Origin of the sequence: Paraburkholderia ferrariae NBRC 106233 (assembly GCF_000685035.1) — a bacterium.
Classification (GTDB): domain Bacteria; phylum Pseudomonadota; class Gammaproteobacteria; order Burkholderiales; family Burkholderiaceae; genus Paraburkholderia; species Paraburkholderia ferrariae.
In genome coordinates this window covers 207,521-223,725 of record NZ_BAYB01000015.1, presented here as the reverse complement: position 1 = coordinate 223,725, position 16,205 = coordinate 207,521, and the positions used below count along the sequence as shown (strand labels likewise).

19 protein-coding genes are annotated in these 16,205 nt (G+C 65.9%); 2 read left to right on the top strand and 17 right to left on the bottom strand.

Going from position 1 to position 16,205, the window contains the following annotated elements:
• From BFE01S_RS19170 to BFE01S_RS19110, 13 genes are all read right to left on the bottom strand, one after another.
• Positions 1-925 (bottom strand): trypsin-like peptidase domain-containing protein (locus tag BFE01S_RS19170; RefSeq protein WP_028226887.1); only part of this gene is annotated, 925 nt, incomplete at its 3' end.
• Between the two features lie 21 nt (positions 926-946).
• A complete protein-coding gene (locus BFE01S_RS19165; protein WP_028226886.1) occupies positions 947-2,005 on the bottom strand; it encodes a MucB/RseB C-terminal domain-containing protein in 1,059 nt (352 codons plus the stop codon).
• Between the two features lie 5 nt (positions 2,006-2,010).
• Positions 2,011-2,652: a sigma-E factor negative regulatory protein gene (locus BFE01S_RS19160; RefSeq protein ID WP_028226885.1), complete on the bottom strand. Its 642-nt coding sequence runs from the start codon at positions 2,650-2,652 to the stop codon at positions 2,011-2,013.
• Positions 2,653-2,726: 74 nt separating this feature from the next.
• Complete coding sequence (gene rpoE, locus BFE01S_RS19155) at positions 2,727-3,326, bottom strand: RNA polymerase sigma factor RpoE (protein ID WP_028226884.1); 600 nt, start codon at positions 3,324-3,326, stop codon at positions 2,727-2,729.
• A 156-nt stretch (positions 3,327-3,482) separates the two neighbouring features.
• Positions 3,483-3,977 carry a protein YgfX gene (locus tag BFE01S_RS19150; RefSeq protein WP_052420931.1) on the bottom strand — a complete coding sequence of 165 codons (495 nt, stop codon included), beginning with the start codon at positions 3,975-3,977 and terminating at the stop codon, positions 3,483-3,485.
• Positions 3,974-5,215 (bottom strand): beta-ketoacyl-ACP synthase II, encoded by a 1,242-nt coding sequence (gene fabF / locus BFE01S_RS19145; RefSeq protein WP_028226882.1) that lies wholly within the window; start codon positions 5,213-5,215, stop codon positions 3,974-3,976. Before fabF ends, BFE01S_RS19150 begins: the two co-directional genes overlap by 4 nt.
• 183 nt (positions 5,216-5,398) lie before the next feature.
• Entirely contained in the window at positions 5,399-5,638 is a 240-nt protein-coding gene (gene acpP / locus BFE01S_RS19140) for an acyl carrier protein (protein ID WP_004197638.1), read from the bottom strand.
• A gap of 157 nt (positions 5,639-5,795) precedes the next feature.
• Complete coding sequence (gene fabG / locus BFE01S_RS19135; RefSeq protein WP_028226881.1) at positions 5,796-6,545, bottom strand: 3-oxoacyl-ACP reductase FabG; 750 nt, start codon at positions 6,543-6,545, stop codon at positions 5,796-5,798.
• Positions 6,546-6,605: 60 nt separating this feature from the next.
• Positions 6,606-7,547 carry an ACP S-malonyltransferase gene (gene fabD, locus BFE01S_RS19130; protein WP_028226880.1) on the bottom strand — a complete coding sequence of 314 codons (942 nt, stop codon included), beginning with the start codon at positions 7,545-7,547 and terminating at the stop codon, positions 6,606-6,608.
• A gap of 123 nt (positions 7,548-7,670) precedes the next feature.
• Positions 7,671-8,660, bottom strand: coding sequence for a beta-ketoacyl-ACP synthase III (locus tag BFE01S_RS19125; protein WP_028226879.1), 990 nt, complete (start codon positions 8,658-8,660; stop codon positions 7,671-7,673).
• A complete protein-coding gene (plsX, locus tag BFE01S_RS19120) occupies positions 8,660-9,772 on the bottom strand; it encodes a phosphate acyltransferase PlsX (RefSeq protein WP_028226878.1) in 1,113 nt (370 codons plus the stop codon). The genes BFE01S_RS19125 and plsX overlap by 1 nt, the downstream gene beginning before the upstream one ends.
• A gap of 139 nt (positions 9,773-9,911) precedes the next feature.
• The gene (gene rpmF, locus BFE01S_RS19115; RefSeq protein WP_018441573.1) at positions 9,912-10,091 is read right to left on the bottom strand and encodes a 50S ribosomal protein L32; all 180 of its coding nucleotides are present in this window, start codon (positions 10,089-10,091) and stop codon (positions 9,912-9,914) included.
• A 124-nt stretch (positions 10,092-10,215) separates the two neighbouring features.
• Entirely contained in the window at positions 10,216-10,863 is a 648-nt protein-coding gene (locus tag BFE01S_RS19110; protein WP_028226877.1) for a DUF177 domain-containing protein, read from the bottom strand.
• A 430-nt stretch (positions 10,864-11,293) separates the two neighbouring features.
• On the opposite strand from BFE01S_RS19110, the gene BFE01S_RS19105 reads away from it, so the two are divergent.
• Complete coding sequence (locus tag BFE01S_RS19105; RefSeq protein ID WP_028226876.1) at positions 11,294-11,929, top strand: Maf-like protein; 636 nt, start codon at positions 11,294-11,296, stop codon at positions 11,927-11,929.
• A complete protein-coding gene (locus BFE01S_RS19100; RefSeq protein WP_028226875.1) occupies positions 11,926-12,645 on the top strand; it encodes an SAM-dependent methyltransferase in 720 nt (239 codons plus the stop codon). The genes BFE01S_RS19105 and BFE01S_RS19100 overlap by 4 nt, the downstream gene beginning before the upstream one ends.
• Before the next feature lie 106 nt (positions 12,646-12,751).
• Here BFE01S_RS19100 and BFE01S_RS19095 read toward each other — a convergent pair whose 3' ends face one another.
• Genes BFE01S_RS19095 through BFE01S_RS39300 form a run of 4 tightly spaced genes read right to left on the bottom strand, consistent with a single transcriptional unit; the run spans position 12,752 to position 15,924 of the window.
• Positions 12,752-13,750 (bottom strand): S49 family peptidase, encoded by a 999-nt coding sequence (locus BFE01S_RS19095; protein WP_028226874.1) that lies wholly within the window; start codon positions 13,748-13,750, stop codon positions 12,752-12,754.
• Between the two features lie 15 nt (positions 13,751-13,765).
• Positions 13,766-14,158: a Rieske (2Fe-2S) protein gene (locus tag BFE01S_RS19090; RefSeq protein WP_028226873.1), complete on the bottom strand. Its 393-nt coding sequence runs from the start codon at positions 14,156-14,158 to the stop codon at positions 13,766-13,768.
• Positions 14,155-14,814: an HAD-IIIA family hydrolase gene (locus BFE01S_RS19085; RefSeq protein ID WP_028226872.1), complete on the bottom strand. Its 660-nt coding sequence runs from the start codon at positions 14,812-14,814 to the stop codon at positions 14,155-14,157. Before BFE01S_RS19085 ends, BFE01S_RS19090 begins: the two co-directional genes overlap by 4 nt.
• A 39-nt stretch (positions 14,815-14,853) precedes the next feature.
• Entirely contained in the window at positions 14,854-15,924 is a 1,071-nt protein-coding gene (locus tag BFE01S_RS39300; protein WP_084170044.1) for an RluA family pseudouridine synthase, read from the bottom strand.
• Positions 15,925-16,205 lie beyond the last annotated feature (281 nt).

The following is a 16,205-nucleotide window of genomic DNA, read 5'->3' as shown; positions in this document are numbered from 1 at the left end:
AATCGGCCACGTCCTTGGTCACTTCGCCGATCGCCACCGCAATGCGCCCGCGCGTGACCTTGCCGTTTTTCTCGAGCTGGTCGGCCACGCGCATGGCCTCGTCGATCGGGATCGCGAACGAGATGCCCATGAACCCGCCCGTGCGGCTATAGATCTGCGAGTTGATGCCGATCACCTCGCCCTGCATGTTGATGAGCGGGCCGCCCGAGTTGCCGGGATTCACGGCCACGTCGGTCTGGATGAACGGCAGATAGTCGCCCGTGTCGCGCCCCTTGGCGCTGACGATACCCGCCGTGACAGTGTTTTCGAGGCCGAACGGCGAGCCGATCGCGACCACCCATTCGCCGACGCGCAGCTTGTTCGAATCGCCGATGGTCACGGCCGGCAGGCTGCTCGCCTGGATTTTCACGACGGCAACATCGGTGCGATCGTCAACGCCGATGAGCTTCGCCTTGAATTCGCGCTTGTCGGTGAGCGTGACGTAAATGCTGTCCGCGTCGTCCACCACGTGCGCGTTGGTCATCACGTAGCCGTCGCTCGACAGAATGAAGCCCGAGCCGACGCCGCTGCTCTGCTCGCTGTCGTTGCCGCTATCGGACGGGTTCGAATCCTGATCGCTGCCCTGGCCGCCCTGGCCACCGCGGGGCGATTGCCCCTGCGGGCCCTGCGGCAGCGGAATGCCGAAGAAGCGGCGGAAGAATTCCGACATGTCGCCGTTGTCCATCCCCGGCGGCAGGTTCGGCTGCGCGGAACTGACCCGTGTGGTCGTGCGGATATTGACGACGGAAGGCCCGACCTTGTCGACGAGATCGGTGAAATCGGGCAGGTTGGCGGCATTGGCCGCCGACGCCGTTTGCGGCGCGAGCGGCAGGCAAGCCGCGACCACCGCGGCCGCGAAGAATTTGCGCAGCGGGAGAATCGTCATATCGTAGTCAGCCGAAGGATGTTACCTGGGAGCCTTGTATTCTATGGCAGACGCAAACCGCTGCAACGTGGCCTGGGGCACTTCGCCGAGCACGGTGATCCAGTAATCGCCATGGCGCTTCACGAGCACGTTGGTGGCGCCGCTGCTGCCCGCGCCTTCCTTGCGGCTGTTGTGCTCCACCGGCTCGACGAAGATCGAGATCGCGGCAAGACCGTCGGAGAACACGGCCTGATCGACGGGGATGGGCGGATCGTTCGCGTCGCGCGCGGCCATCGGGCGGCGCAGTTCGCGGATCTTGTGGAAGCCCGCAACGGCCGTGCCGAAGCTCCAGCCCTGCGCCTCCATATCCACCGGCTCGAGCGGCGGACGCACCACGGTCCAGCCGGTCAGATTGCGCATGCCGTTGACGATTGCGGCCTTATCCACCGGCACGCCGATGCTGACCTGCGTGAACGCCAGTTGTTCGAGCACCTGGCCGTTCGCGGGATCGAGCGTCTGCGCGCGCAGCAGCAGCCCCGTTTTGGCGTCGGCCCAGAACTTGTAGGCGTAGCGGTAAGCGTCCTTGGGGTCGAGTTCCACCACCTGGCTGTCGATGCCCGCAACCCGGTCGTTGCCGAGCGCCTTCGGCGTATAGACGCTCAGCACCTGATCGCCGCCCGCGCTCAGGAGCGCCGGAAAGGCGTCCTTGTTCTGGCGCTTTTCGACGACGCAAAGCTTGCGTTCGGGCACGAAGGTATAGAGGTCGTCGTTGTGACGCAGCAGCTTGCGCGGCTTGCCGTCCAGGCTTTCGATCTGCTCGTACTCGCCGTCCTTCGTCGCGTAGTGCGCAATGCGCGACGACTGCACGAATGCGCCGCGCTGATAGACGAAGGTGCCGGTGTAATTCTGCTGCTGGGCGGCCTGCTGGATGCGGTCGAGCCACGCGGCCGCACCCTGGGGCGTGGCAAGGCCGGCGGCCGGCGCGCCTTGCGCGTCGGCCCGGTTGGCCACAGACAGAGCGGTTAGCACTACGGCTACACAGCACAGCCATGCCGGTAGCCGCCCCAAGTTTGTCGTTTTATTGAACCGCAATGTCTGCATCAGACTTACTGGCCTTGCGTAGTGAGAGCGGCGGCCCGGATCAGCGGCATGGAATCCGACATCACCGGTTGCTGCGCGAACTGCTGGTGCGCTTCCAGATACTCGTCGAGACGTGCGTCCCGAATGATGTTGCCGTCCTGCACGGCGGCCGTCTGCACCGGCGCGACGTTCATCGCCACGCGCTGCATGCCGTCGCCCTGGGCCGACACCGCGGCGACCTGCGCCCCGCCGCCCGCCAGACCCGCGCCGCGCATTTGCGGCACGACGATCCAGGTGAGCGTGGCGGCCGCGGCGGCAACCGCCAGCGTGGGCACGACGCGGTGACGCAGCGCGAGAATGCGCCCGACACGGCTCGCGCCTTCACGCGCGGCCGGCAGCGCCGCGGGTGCGAGCACGTGCGGCTCGGCCTCGAAGCGCGCAGCGAAGCCGGCCATGAACGACTGGCTCGCGGCCGCGCTCAGCGCCAGATCGTCCGAGCGCAGCACGTCGCCGATCAGGTGATACTCCGACCAGACCTTGCGGCTGTCCTGGTCGAATTCGGAAAAAATTCCGTTCTGATGCTCGCCGAGGGTAAATTCCCCGTCGACGAAGGCGGACAGATGCTCGCCGCGCGAGCCAGACACCGATTGCATCGAAACCGACCCCATGATGCTCCCCATTCCTTACAGACCTTGATCACACTAACCGGGTGAATCGCATCCGTGCCCGGCGGGCGGCTGGCTTACCAGCGCTTGCCTTCCGGTGTGTCCAGCAGCGGACGCAATTTTGCCGCAATGGCTTCACGAGCGCGGAAAATTCTTGATCTGACGGTGCCGATCGGGCAATCCATCATCTCAGCGATTTCCTCGTAGCTCAAACCTTCAATTTCCCTAAGCGTAATGGCGGTGCGCAGCTCTTCCGGTAAAACCGCCATCGCAGCATTGACCGTCTCTGCGATCTGCTTGCTCATCAACATCGACTCAGGCGTGTTGATATCCCTTAGTTGATCGGCATCCGAGAAAGTTTCAGCCTCTTCTGCATCCGCTTCGGTAGATGTGGGGGCTCGTCTTCCCTGGGTCGCAAGGTAGTTCTTCGCCGTATTGACCGCAATCCGGTACAACCACGTATAGAAAGCGGATTCGCCGCGAAACTGCGGCAGTGCCCGGTACGCCTTGATAAAGGCGTCCTGGGCCACGTCCTCCACCTCGGCGGGGTCCCGCACGAGGCGCGAGATCAGCCGGATGATCTTGCGGTGGTATTTGGAGACCAGAAGCTCGAACGCGGCCTTGTCGCCTTTTTGCACGCGTTCGACCAGCACCTGGTCGATTTCTTTTTCGCTCACCTGAAAAATCCGTTTAGCTCATGTTGACGCGGGGCACCATTGTAGCGCCCCCTTCCGTCCCTCACGTTACTGGAGTAACCGCCGTTACAGTCGTTACAGCGGGCGCCCGACGCCAGCCGGGCACGCTCCGTGCCGACGCGCGGCGCACCGGACGCTTCAGCGGCCGGCCGCGCAGCGGGCACGCACCGCCAGGGCGCGAAAGGCTTCGCGCCCCACCGCATCCGCCGCGACGAGCACCGTGGCCCGCCGCGCGCCGGCCTTGACCGCGAGCGCGAGCAGGCTGCCGCCCCACTGCGCCGCACCGGTCAGGCGTCCCTCCAGCAGGCGGACGCCCTCGCGCGAATACGCGGCGAATGAATCTGGCCCGATTTCGATGACTGCGGGTTGCGTGCGACGCCACGCCGCGGCGCTCAGGCCGCAGGCTGCAACGAATGCCAATACGAGGGGCAAGGCGCGCCAGATACCGAGCCAGGGGGCAAGCGCCGTCCAGACGGCAGCAGCGGCCACGCCGGCGCCGCTGGCGAGGGCGAAATGAAGCGCCAGCGAAGGGCGCAGGGGAATTCGCGGCGCACCGGGGCGCCGCGTATCGAAGAGGGGATCGCGGCCGGCCGGACTTGCCGGCGCGGCCGCATGCGGGTCGATGCCGGTCAAGCGTGGCGCTTGAAAACCAGCGTGCCGTTCGTGCCGCCGAACCCGAACGAGTTCTTCAGCGCGATGTCGATCTTCATGTCCCGCGCGGTGTTCGCGCAGTAGTCCAGGTCGCACTCCGGATCCTGGTTGAAGATGTTGATCGTCGGCGGCGAGACCTGGTTGTGCACGGCGAGCACCGTGAACACCGACTCCAGACCACCCGCGCCGCCGAGCAGATGCCCGGTCATCGACTTCGTCGAGTTCACGACGATGTTTTTCGCGTGGTCGCCGAAAGCGCGCTTGATCGCGATCGTTTCCGCGAGGTCGCCGAGCGGCGTGGACGTGCCGTGCGCACTCAGCCAGTTAACTTCGTTCGCGTTCACGCCCGCGTTGCGCATTGCCGCCTGCATGCAGCGGCGCGCGCCGTCGCCATTTTCCAGCGGAGCGGTCATGTGATAGGCATCGCCGCTCATGCCGTAGCCGGACACTTCCGCGTAGATCTTCGCACCGCGCTTCTTCGCGTGCTCGTACTCTTCGAGGATCATCACGCCCGCACCCTCGCCCAGCACGAAGCCGTCGCGGTCCTTGTCCCACGGACGGCTCGCCGTCGCCGGGTCGTCGTTGCGCTGCGAAAGCGCGCGCGCGGCCGCGAAGCCGCCGATACCGAGCGGCGAAACCGTGGATTCCGCACCGCCGGCGATCATCACGTCGGCGTCGCCGTACTCGATCAGGCGCGAGGCCTCGCCGATGCAGTGCAGGCCGGTCGTGCAGGCCGTGACCATCGAGAGGTTCGGGCCCTTGATGCCGTACTTGATCGACAGATGGCCGGAGATCATGTTGATGATCGAGGCCGGCACGAAGAACGGCGAAATACGGCGCGGGCCGCGGTTGAGCAGTTCCGTTTGCGTGACTTCGATCATCGGCAGGCCGCCAATGCCCGAACCCACCACCACGCCCACGCGCTCGGCGTTTTCTTCCGTGATCTCGAAGCCGCTGTCCTGCATCGCCTGCATGCCCGCAGCGATGCCGTAATGGATGAACGTATCCATGTGACGCGCTTCTTTCGCCGGCATGTAGTCTTCGACGTTGAAGCCCTTCACTTCGCCGGCGAAGCGGGTCGAGAAGTTCGTCGCGTCGAACTTCGTGATGTTGGCGATACCGGACTTGCCGGCGACCAGATTGGCCCAGCCGTCGGCAACATTATTGCCAACAGGCGAAATCAGCCCCAGGCCTGTAACAACAACTCGACGGCGGCTCACGATAACCCCTTTTCCATAGATGACAAAAACAAAAGCCACAGTGGCCACAGGAAATGCTCCTGTGAGCCCCGTGGCTAGTTGACCGGCAAAAGCCCTGCGAGTGCGGGCGCGTGCGGGTTCACTGGCGAGAGTCCTCTCGGGCCGCTTGCGCCGCCCGCAGAGATCAATGGCGCCTGGATGTCCTTAAGCCTTGACGTTCGCGCGAGCGTAGTCGATGGCTTGCTGGACCGTCGTGATCTTTTCGGCTTCCTCGTCGGGGATTTCCATGCCGAATTCGTCTTCGAGGGCCATCACCAGTTCGACGGTGTCGAGCGAGTCGGCGCCCAGATCGTTCACGAACGAAGCCTCGTTCTTGATTTCGGCTTCGGCGACGCCCAGTTGTTCGGCGACGATCTTCTTGACACGCTGTTCGATGTTGTCCATTACCCCTCCAAGGGAAAAAAAGTTAGCTCATGAATGCGAGTGCGCGCATTTTATCAGGTTTGACCTGGCAGAAAAGCGGCGCTCGAGGTTCCGGATGGCCTATATCCGCGACCGCACCTGTTGGGCGTATCAAGGCGCGGATAGTACCCGAATCCGGTTAAGACATATACATGCCACCGTTCACATGCAGCGTGGTGCCGGTGATGTACCCCGCGTGCGGCGATGCGAGGAACGTCACCGCGTGCGCGATGTCGTCCGGGCTGCCGAGACGGCCCAGCGGAATCTGCGCCTTGAGCGCGGCCTGCTGCCCGGCCGGCAGATCTTTGGTCATGTCGGTGTCGATGAAGCCAGGCGCGACGCAGTTCACCGTGACGTTGCGGCTGCCGATCTCGCGCGCGAGCGCGCGGGTCATGCCGGCCACGCCGGCCTTCGCGGCCGCGTAGTTGGCCTGGCCCGGGTTGCCCGACGAGCCCACCACCGAAGTGATGTTGATGATGCGGCCCGCGCGCGCCTTCATCATCGGGCGCAGCACGGCGCGCGAGAGGCGGAACACCGACTTCAGGTTGGTGTCGATCACGGCGTCCCACTCGTCGTCCTTCATGCGCATCGCGAGGTTGTCCTGCGTGATGCCGGCGTTGTTGACGAGGATCGCGAGACCGCCGAATTCCTTCACCGTCGCGTCGATGAGCGCTTCGGCCGCCGCGGCGTCGTTGACGTCGAGCACGGCGCCGCGGCCCTTCAGGCCCGCGGACTCGAACGCGGCGCTGATGGCCTGCGCGCCCGCTTCGCTCGTGGCCGTGCCGATCACCATGGCGCCCTGGCGCGCCAGTTCGATGGCGATCGCCCGGCCGATGCCGCGCGAGGCGCCCGTCACGATGGCGGTCTGGTTGTCGAGAATCTTGTCCATCTTTCTATTGAATCCGTTGCGAGGGTGACTCTGGGGTGCGTTGCCGGGCTGCCGCCCGGGTCAAGCCTGGCCCGCGACGAGCGCGAGCGCTTCGTCGAGCGACTTCGGATCGGCCACCGAGGCGCCCACGAGGTTGCCGTCGATGCGCTTCGTGAGGCCGGCCAGCACCTTGCCCGGGCCGCACTCGATCAGGTGCGTGACGTCTTGCGCCGCGATTGCCTGCACGCACTCCACCCAGCGCACCGGGCCGGCGGCCTGGCGCACGAGGGCGTCGCGAATCGCTTCCGGATCGGTCGCGAAAGCCACATCGACGTTGTTCACCACGGGGATCGACGGCGCGTTCAGCTTGACGTTCGCGAGGTACTCGCGAAGCTGGTCCGAAGCCGGCTTGAGCAGCGACGAATGGAACGGCGCCGAAACGGGCAGCGGCAGCGCGCGCTTCGCGCCGCGGGCCTTGGCGACTTCGCAGGCCTTCTCGACCGCGGCCTTGTGACCGGCGATCACGACCTGCGAGGGCGCGTTGAAGTTGACCGCTTCCACCACGCCGCCGGCCGCCGCTGCTTCCGCGCAGACGGCGCGCACGGTGTCGTCGTCGAGGCCGAGCACGGCGGCCATGCCGCCCTCGCCCACCGGCACCGCGCTTTGCATCGCCTGGGCGCGAAAGCGCACGAGCGGCACGGCGTCGCGGAACGCCAGCACGCCGGCGGCGACGAGCGCCGTGTATTCGCCGAGGCTATGGCCCGCGACGACGGCCGGCGCCGGGCCGCCTGCCTGCTGCCACGCGCGGTACACGGCGTAGGCGGCGCTCAGCATGACCGGCTGCGTATTGGTGGTGAGGTTCAGTTCGTCGGCCGGGCCTTCGGCGATCAGCTTGCCGAGGTCCTGATTGAGTGCGTCGGAGGCTTCCTGCAGGGTTTCGCGCACGATGGCGCTATCGGCAAAAGCGTCGAGCATGCCGACGGCCTGCGAGCCCTGGCCCGGAAAAACGAAAGCGAATTTCATAACGTCCCCAAATTCGGTCAATTCAGATGAGCGCGCGCGGCAAGCGCGCACACGCATCGTGCGCGCCGCATGCGTATCCTGGCCGGCAGGCCCGGCACCGCATGCGTTCGCGCCCAGTCAATGTCAGAAGCGGATGACGGAGGCGCCCCACGTGAAGCCGCCGCCCACCCCTTCGATCAGCACGTTCTGGCCGCGCTGGATGCGCCCGTCGCGCACCGCGACGTCGAACGCGAGCGGAATGGACGCCGCCGACGTGTTGCCGTGTTCGCCCACCGTGACCACCATACGCTCGGCGGGGAGGCCGAGCTTGCGGCAGGTGCCCTGCATGATGCGGATGTTGGCCTGGTGCGGAATCAGCCAGTCGATCTGCCCGGGCGTGAGCTGCGCCTTGTCGAGCGCCTCGTGCGCGACCTTCTCCAGCACGTTCACGGCGAGCTTGAACACCGCCTGGCCGTCCATGTGCAGGAACGCGTTACCCGCGATCACGCCGCCGTTCACGTTGCCCGGCGTGCAGAGAATGTGCGCGTAGCTGCCGTCGGCATGGAGCGCGCTCGACAGCACGCCCGGCTGGTCGGACGCCTGCAGCACGATCGCGCCCGCGCCGTCGCCGAACAGCACGCAGGTGGTGCGGTCGTTGAAGTCGAGAATGCGCGAGAAGGTCTCCGCGCCGACGATGAGCGCCGTGCGATGCTGCCCGCTGCGAATCAGGCTGTCGGCCACCGAGACGGCATAGGCGAAACCCGCGCACACGGCCTGCAGGTCGAACGCCGCGCCGTGATTGCGGATACCGAGCTTGTTCTGCAGCAGGCAGGCCGTGCTCGGAAACACGAAATCGGGGGTGGACGTTGCAACGATGATCAGGTCGATCGCCTGCGGATCGACGTCGGCCGCGGCGATGGCGCGCTGCGAGGCCGCCAGCGCGAGGTCGCTCGTCGTGACGTCGGGCGCCGCGAAGTGGCGAGCATGGATGCCCGTGCGGGCCACGATCCACTCGTCGCTCGTCTCGACGCCTTTCGCGGCAAGCCGCTCGGCCAGATCCTGATTGGTGACGCGCTCGGGCGGAAGATAGCTGCCTGTGCCGAGCACGCGGGAATAGAGAGTCGATTGAGCCATTATGCCTTCGAGGAAGATGCGGTGCCGGGCGGGGTCTCGCCCGCGCCCGGGGCGCCGGCTGCGAGCGGGCCGCCGGACGGCCTGCTGCCGGCCGCCTGTTCGAGCGAACCGGCGTTCTCGTCCATGGCGCGCGCGAGGCGTTCGAGCACGCCATTTTTGACGGCATCATACCCGCGTTTGACGGCCCACTCAAACGCGTAGGCGTCCGCGGAGCCGTGGCTCTTGATGACGAGGCCCTTCAGGCCGAGCAGCGCCGCGCCGTTGTACTGGCGGTGATCGACGCGCTTCTTGAAGCGCAGCAGCACCGGCATCGCCGCCACCGCCATCAGCTTCGTGAGCCACGAGCGGCCGAACTCTTCCTTGATCATGTCGTTGAGCATCTGCGCGAGGCCCTCCGACGTCTTGAGCGCGACATTCCCAACGAAACCGTCACAGACGATGACGTCGACGGTGCCCTTGTAAATGTCGTTGCCTTCGACATTGCCGCGGAAATTCAGCGTGCTCGCGCGCAGGAGTTCGCCCGCGCGCTTGATGGTCTCGTTGCCCTTGATGACCTCTTCGCCGATATTCAGGAGCCCGATGCTCGGGCGCTCCTTGCCTTCGAGCGCGGCGACGAGCGCGTGGCCCATCTCGGCGAACTGGAGCAGATGCTGCGGCTCGCAATCGACGTTGGCGCCGAGGTCGAGCATCGTCGTGTAGCCGGTGGGATTCGGCATCGCGAACGCAATGGCCGGCCGTTCGATGCCGGGCAGCGTCTTGAGCACGTAGCGCGACACGGCCATCAGCGCGCCGGTGTTGCCGGCCGACACGCAGGCCTGCGCCTCGCCTTCCTTCACGCGATTGAGCGCGACGCGCATCGACGAATCTTTTTTCTTGCGCAGGGCGACCTCGACCGGGTCGTCCATTTCGACGACCTCGGTGGCGGGAACGATGGAGAGCGCAGGATGATCCAGCGCCTTCAGTTTTTTCAACTGGGCGCGGATCGCCGACTCCACGCCGACGAGCAGAAGATGCGCGTCGGGGTGCGAGCGGACGAATTTGACTGCGGCAGGCACCGTCACGGACGGTCCGTGGTCGCCTCCCATGCAATCTATCGTGAGCGTAACAGTCATGGAATGCGACGGATTTCAGGCATAAAAAAGCGGCAGTTGAATGCCGCCTTTTTTGCCGAGCCGAAGAATGGTCAAGCGAACGGAATCGCCATGCGCGAGCGGCCGGCAGGGGTCCTGCAGGTGCCGCGCAGTGGAACGATTAGTCGTTCTTGGTCTTGACGACTTTCTTGCCGCGGTAGTAGCCGTTCGGGCTGATGTGGTGGCGCAGGTGCACTTCACCCGTGCTCGGCTCGACAGCCAGCGGAGCGCCCGTGAGGAAATCGTGCGAGCGGTGCATGCCGCGCTTCGACGGCGACTTCTTGTTTTGTTGAACTGCCATGATAACTCCTGAAAATTTTCCGAATTCTAACACAGCCCGATCCGGCCGCCGCCACCCTTGGGGGATGGCCGGACTCCGGGACTGGGCCCACGAATCAAAACACTTCACGCCACCGGCAGCAGCGTCAATGCTTGCTGCCAGGACCGTCCTTCTTGAGCGATTCGAGCGCCGCGAACGGGTTCACGCGCTCTTCCGTCTCGACTTCCTGCTCCGGCACGTCGTCCACGGAATCCACGCCTTCCGCGCCATCGGCACCCGAGGCGAGGCTTTCGTGTATGGCCGGACAGACTTCGTGCTTCGGCACCAGCGGCAGCGAGAGCAACAACTCCTCTTCGATCAAGTCGACGAGATCGAAATGGCGCGAGCCCACGATCACATCGGCGTCATCGTCGTCGAGCGGAAACTCGTCCGCCTCTTCTTCCGTCTGGACGATACGGAAGACCGGGTCTGCATTGAACGCCTGCTCGTAGGGCCCGATGCAGCGCTGACACGTAAGCCAGGCGCTGCCGTGAATCGCGAGCCGCAGATACGGCTGCGGCCCTTCGGTGCCGTCGTCCTGCAATTCCTGCTGCGTAAAGCCCGCCGCCTGCCACGTGAACACCGTATCGCGATCTGGCGCGTCGGCCGGGACTTCGTTTAACATGCGCGGCAGTTGCGAAAGTCGCACGGCGCCTGCGGCCTCGCGAGCACTGCGCGCGAATTCGAAGATGTCGAGATCGCGCGGGTTCAGCGAAACGCCGGCGCCCGCGGGCTTGCCAGTAGATTCGGTCATGTGCGCTCCTGCCACGAGGCATTCAGTCGGTTGCAAATTGGCGGGCTGCGCGCTTCGCACACGGGGTCAGCGTGGCATCGCGTGACAAACAGCGCCTTTGCCGGATCGTCGCATAAACAGACACACCCTGGCGCCGCCTGGGCGAATTTTCTCCGGAGTCCGCGCCTCGTCCGCTACTGGCTTTGCTGCTGCGGGTTTTGCTTGCGGGTCTTGCTTTATGGCTCGACCGACGTTGACACTAGCCGCACAAACCCACAAACCGTTATTAAAGCGCACGCGCGAAACAAGCGCACCGATGAAAAGCCCAAAATCATAACGCCTTTATCTTTTCGAGTCAAACACTTAACGACCAGCACGCAAGTACCTGTATCACCTCGGTTTTCCACTTCCTCGTCCTATTATCCGCCCCTCTTTTTTCATTCGATCGACCATGCAGGACTCCTCTTCCCCGCGCCCCGGCATTGAACGGCCCGCGCTGATTCTCGGCTCCAGTTCGCGCTACCGCCGCGAGCTGCTGGAGCGGCTGCGCATTCCGTTCACCACTGCCGTGCCGGCCATCGACGAAATGCCGCACGCCGGCGAAACCCCCGAAGCCACGGCGCTGCGCCTCGCGCAAGCCAAAGCCCGGGCCGTGGCAGACGCCCTGCCCGCTACGGCGGGCCGCACGCTCGTCATCGGGTCGGATCAGGTGGCGACTTTCGACGGCCTCCAGATCGGCAAGCCCGGCACGCACGAGCGCGCGCTCGCCCAACTGCAGGCCATGCGCGGCCGCGAAGTGCTGTTCCATAGTGCGCTCAGCCTGCTCGATACCGCCACTGGCCAAACGGATACCGTCGATGTCGTGACGACGGTGCGCTTTCGCAGCCTCTCCGATGCCGCGCTCGACGCCTATCTGCACGCCGAACAGCCCTACGACTGCGCGGGTAGCGCAAAATCCGAGGGCCTCGGCATCGCGCTGCTGGAGGCGATCGAATCCGACGACCCCACGGCGCTGATCGGCCTGCCGCTGATCGCGCTCACGCGCATGCTGCTCGCCGCGGGCTACCCGCTGCTGGAGGCGCAATGACCGGCACGCTCTATCTGATCCCGAACACGCTCGGCGACGGCGACGAAGCCACCCTCGCAGCCGTCCTGCCCGCGCCGGTGCGCGAGCGCGCGGGCACGCTCGCGAGCTATATCGGCGAGAACGCCAAGACGACGCGCGCGTTTCTCAAGCGGGTCGGCACGACGCGCCCGATCCAGGAAATCGAGATTCGCGAACTCAACGTGAATACGCCGGCGGGCGAGATCGACAAGCTGCTCGCGCCGCTCCTCGCCGGCATCGATACGGGGCTCGTCTCGGAAGCGGGCGTGCCCGCCGTGGCCGACCCGGGCGCGCTGCTGGTGCGGCGCGCGCACGAACGCGGCATCAAGGTCGTGCCGCTCGTCGGGCCCAGTTCGATCCTGCTCGCGCTGATGGCTTCGGGCCTGAACGGCCAGAGCTTCGCGTTCCATGGCTATTTGCCGGTCGACGCCAACGAACGCGCGAAAAAGCTGCGCGAACTGGAGCAGCACTCGCGCAAGGCAAAGCAGACGCAGATCTTCATCGAAACGCCCTACCGCAACCGCACGATGCTCGACGCGCTGCTCGCCGGCTGCGCGCCCTCGACGCTCGTGTGCGTCGCCGCCGACCTCACGCTGCCCACGGAGACGATCGTGAGCCGCACGGTGGCCGACTGGAAGAAGAAGCCCGCCCCCGAGCTGCACAAGCGGCCTGCGATCTTCCTGCTGCTCGCCGTCTGACCAGGACTGCCCCAGACTGCCCCATCAAGGCAAAACGGCCGCTCGCGCGTGACGCGCGAGCGGCCGTTTGTCGCTGGAAAGCGCGGCTAGTACACGAACACGAGCCTTAGCGAACCACCATCTGCCCGCCCGCGATCAGCGCATGCATCGCCGCCGATCCCACCGCCGCGCCAAAGCGCTTCGCGACGCGGTCGGTCAGGCTTTGCTTGACCGTGTAATCGACGATGTCGGGGGCCTTGATGACCTCGCGGGCCACGTAGTCGGTGTCGCCGTAGCCGTCGGCCAGACCCAGTTCCACGCTCTTCTCGCCGGTCCAGAACAGGCCGGAGAAGATGTCCGGCGACTCGTGCAGGCGCTTGCCGCGGCCGGCCTTCACGGCGTCGATGAACTGCTGGTGGATCTGGTCGAGCATGTCCTGGGCATGGGCGTCCATCTGCGGCGTATCGGGCGAGAACGGGTCGAAGAAGCCCTTGTTCGCGCCCGCGGTGCGCAGGCGCCGCTGCACGCCGAGCTTGTCCATCAGCCCGGTGAAGCCGAAACCGTCCATCAGCACGCCGATCGAGCCGACGATGCTCGCCTTGTTGACATAGATCTTGTCGGCGGCCGCCGCGACGTAATAGCCGCCCGAAGCGCACATGTCGCCCACCACGACGTAGAGCGGGATCGCCGGATACTTCTTGCGCAGGCGCTGGATTTCGTCGTTGATGATGCTCGCCTGCACGGGGCTGCCGCCGGGGCTGTCGATATGCAGGATCACGCCGGCCGTGCCGTCGTCGTCGAAGGCGCTGTCGAGCGCGCTGTTGATATCTTCGGCGTTCGCGCTCGTATCCGAGGCGATTTCGCCGTCGAGCGACACCAGCGCCGTATGCCGCCCCTCGCTCTCCACGCGTGCGCCGGAAAAATCGAGCACGCTCCAGGCGATCACCACCAGCACGGCGAGAAAGGCGAAGCGGAAAAAGATCCGCCAGCGCCGCGCCGCGCGCTGCTCGTGGATCGCGGCCAGCGCGATGCGCTCCAGCGCCTCGCGCTCCCAGCCGGGCGCGTTGCGGTCTGCCGAAGACGGACGCGCCGGTTCGTTCGGTTCAGGGGTCAGATTGTCGGACATGCGTGCGGTGGATGGTCAGGGTTGGGCCGGATGCAGGGCGTCGTCGGGAAGCCAGAATACCGCACGCCCCTCGGGCGTGTCCCGTTCTTCGACGCGCACCGCCCGCAAGCGGGCGCCGCGGCACGGCCCGCCGACGCATTTGCCGGTGTCGGGCTGGTAGATCGCCCCGTGCGTCGCGCACATCAAGTATAGGCCCGACGATTCGAAGAACTGGCCCTCTACCCAGTCGAGCTCCATCGGCACGTGGGCGCAGCGGTTCAGGTAGCCGTACACCTCCCCGCCATAGCGCACGAAGAACACCACGGCGTCGCCGCCGGCGTAGGTGGCGTTCATCCGCCGGCCCGCGCCGCCGTCGGCCAGTTCTTCGGCGGCACAGACGCGCACCGGATCGAGCAGCGTCTGCGTCATGCGTGCTCCCGCAGCCAGGCGGCCAGCGCGGCCACGTCGGGAGCAACGTAGCGCGGCGAAAGCGCCTCGAGCGAGCCCGACGCATGCGCGCCGTAGGCCACGCCCACGCCCGCCATGCCGGCGTTGATCGCCATCTGCAGGTCGTGCGTGGTGTCGCCGATCATGAGCGTGCGCGCCGGATCCTGCCCCAGTTCGCGCGTGAGTTCGTGGAGCATGGCCGGATGCGGCTTCGAGAAGGTTTCGTCGGCGCAGCGCGTGCCGTCGAAGAGGCTCGTCAGGCGCGCCTCGTCGAGCGCGCGGTTCAGGCCGACGCGGCTCTTGCCCGTCGCCACGGCCAGCAGGTAGCCCACCTCGCGCAACTCCGCCAGCATCTCGCGCACGCCCACGAAAAGCTCGGTCTTCTGCTCGTTGAGCAGGTAGTGCACGCGGTAGCGCTCGACAAGCCGCGGGTAATCGGCAGGATCGAGCGTGGGCGCGGCAATCGACAGCGCCTCGCGCAACCCCAGCCCGATCACGTAGCTCGCCGCTTCGTCGCCGGGCACGGGCAGGCCCAAGTCGCGGCACGATGCCTGGATGCTGCGGGTAATGTGGGCGGTCGAGTCCATCAGCGTACCGTCCCAGTCGAACACAATCAGGTCAAATTGCTCTCGGGCCATGCGGTCCTTCTCCAAACAGTGTCGTTCCAGTCGGTGCGGCTAGTCGGATTGTGCAGCGGATCGGCCCGCGCCATCGTCCTGTTCGCCGCGCCCGCTTCCCTCGCTCCCCTGGCCCCCTTCGCGCTGCGCGCGCAGGGATTCCACGAAGCGCCGGCATTCGGCGGGCAGCGGCGCCTCGAACTGCAGCGTCTCGCCCGTAATGGGGTGCGCGAGCTTGAGCCGGTACGCATGCAGGAACATGCGCTTGATGCCGGGGTCCGCCCCTTGCCGCGCGAGCGCCTTGTTCAGCGCGAAATCGCCGTACTTGGCGTCGCCGACGATGGGCAGCCCGAGATGCGCGAGGTGCACGCGGATCTGGTGCGTGCGCCCGGTCTTCAGTTCGGCTTCGAGCCAGGCGTACTCGGGCCAGCGCTCGACGAGGTTGAAGACCGTGTGCGAAGGCAGGCCGTCCGGCTGCACGCGCACGCGGCGCTCCCCTTCCGGGGTCAGGAACTTGTGAAGCGGCTCCTTGACCGCCCGGCGGCGGCCCCAGTCGGCCGCCCAGTCGCCGTGGACGCACGCGTAGTAGCGCTTGTCCATGCGATTCTCGCGGATCTGCTCGTGCAGGCCCACCAGCGCGGCGCGTTTTTTGGCCAGCATGAGAATGCCGGACGTCTCGCGGTCGAGCCGATGCACCAGTTCGAGGAATTTGCCGTGCGGCCGCGCTTCGCGCAACTGCTCGATCACCCCGAACGCCACGCCGCTGCCGCCGTGGACGGCCACGCCGGCCGGCTTGTCGATCACGAGGAGGGCCTCGTCCTCGTAGAGCACCGGAAATTGCCCGGCCGGCACATGAGCCGCCTGCGCGGGCGCGCTCGCCTGCGCCGTACGAATGGGCGGCACGCGCACCACGTCGCCTTCGGCGAGCCGGTATTGCGCGTCGATCCGGCCCTTGTTCACGCGCACTTCGCCGCTGCGCAGAATCCGGTAGATATGGCTTTTGGGCACGCCTTTGCAGACGCGCAGGAGGAAATTGTCGATGCGCTGACCGGCCGAACTCTCATCGATTTCGACGAAAGAAACCTGGTCGCTTGCGACCTGATTCTGGGATATTTTGCCTAACCCTTTCATTCTGAATATAATTTGCCCAACGCTCGCGCGACGGTTGACCAAACGGCCAAAAGCTCCGGGAGGTCCGAAGACCGCGCTGCGCGCGCAGGCAGCAAGCGATAAACCGTTATTTTACTTGCGCCCGGGGCGTGTTGCTTGCCCTGAAAGTAGAGAAGCAACGAGTTGCACGCACGGAAATCCGCATCGGCAGGGATGGCGCCCACAGGCACGTTCGGTCAGAAACGGACTCCGACGGTAACGGAAGGTTGGTATAAAGAATTCATCCGGCGAATCCCGCCGCG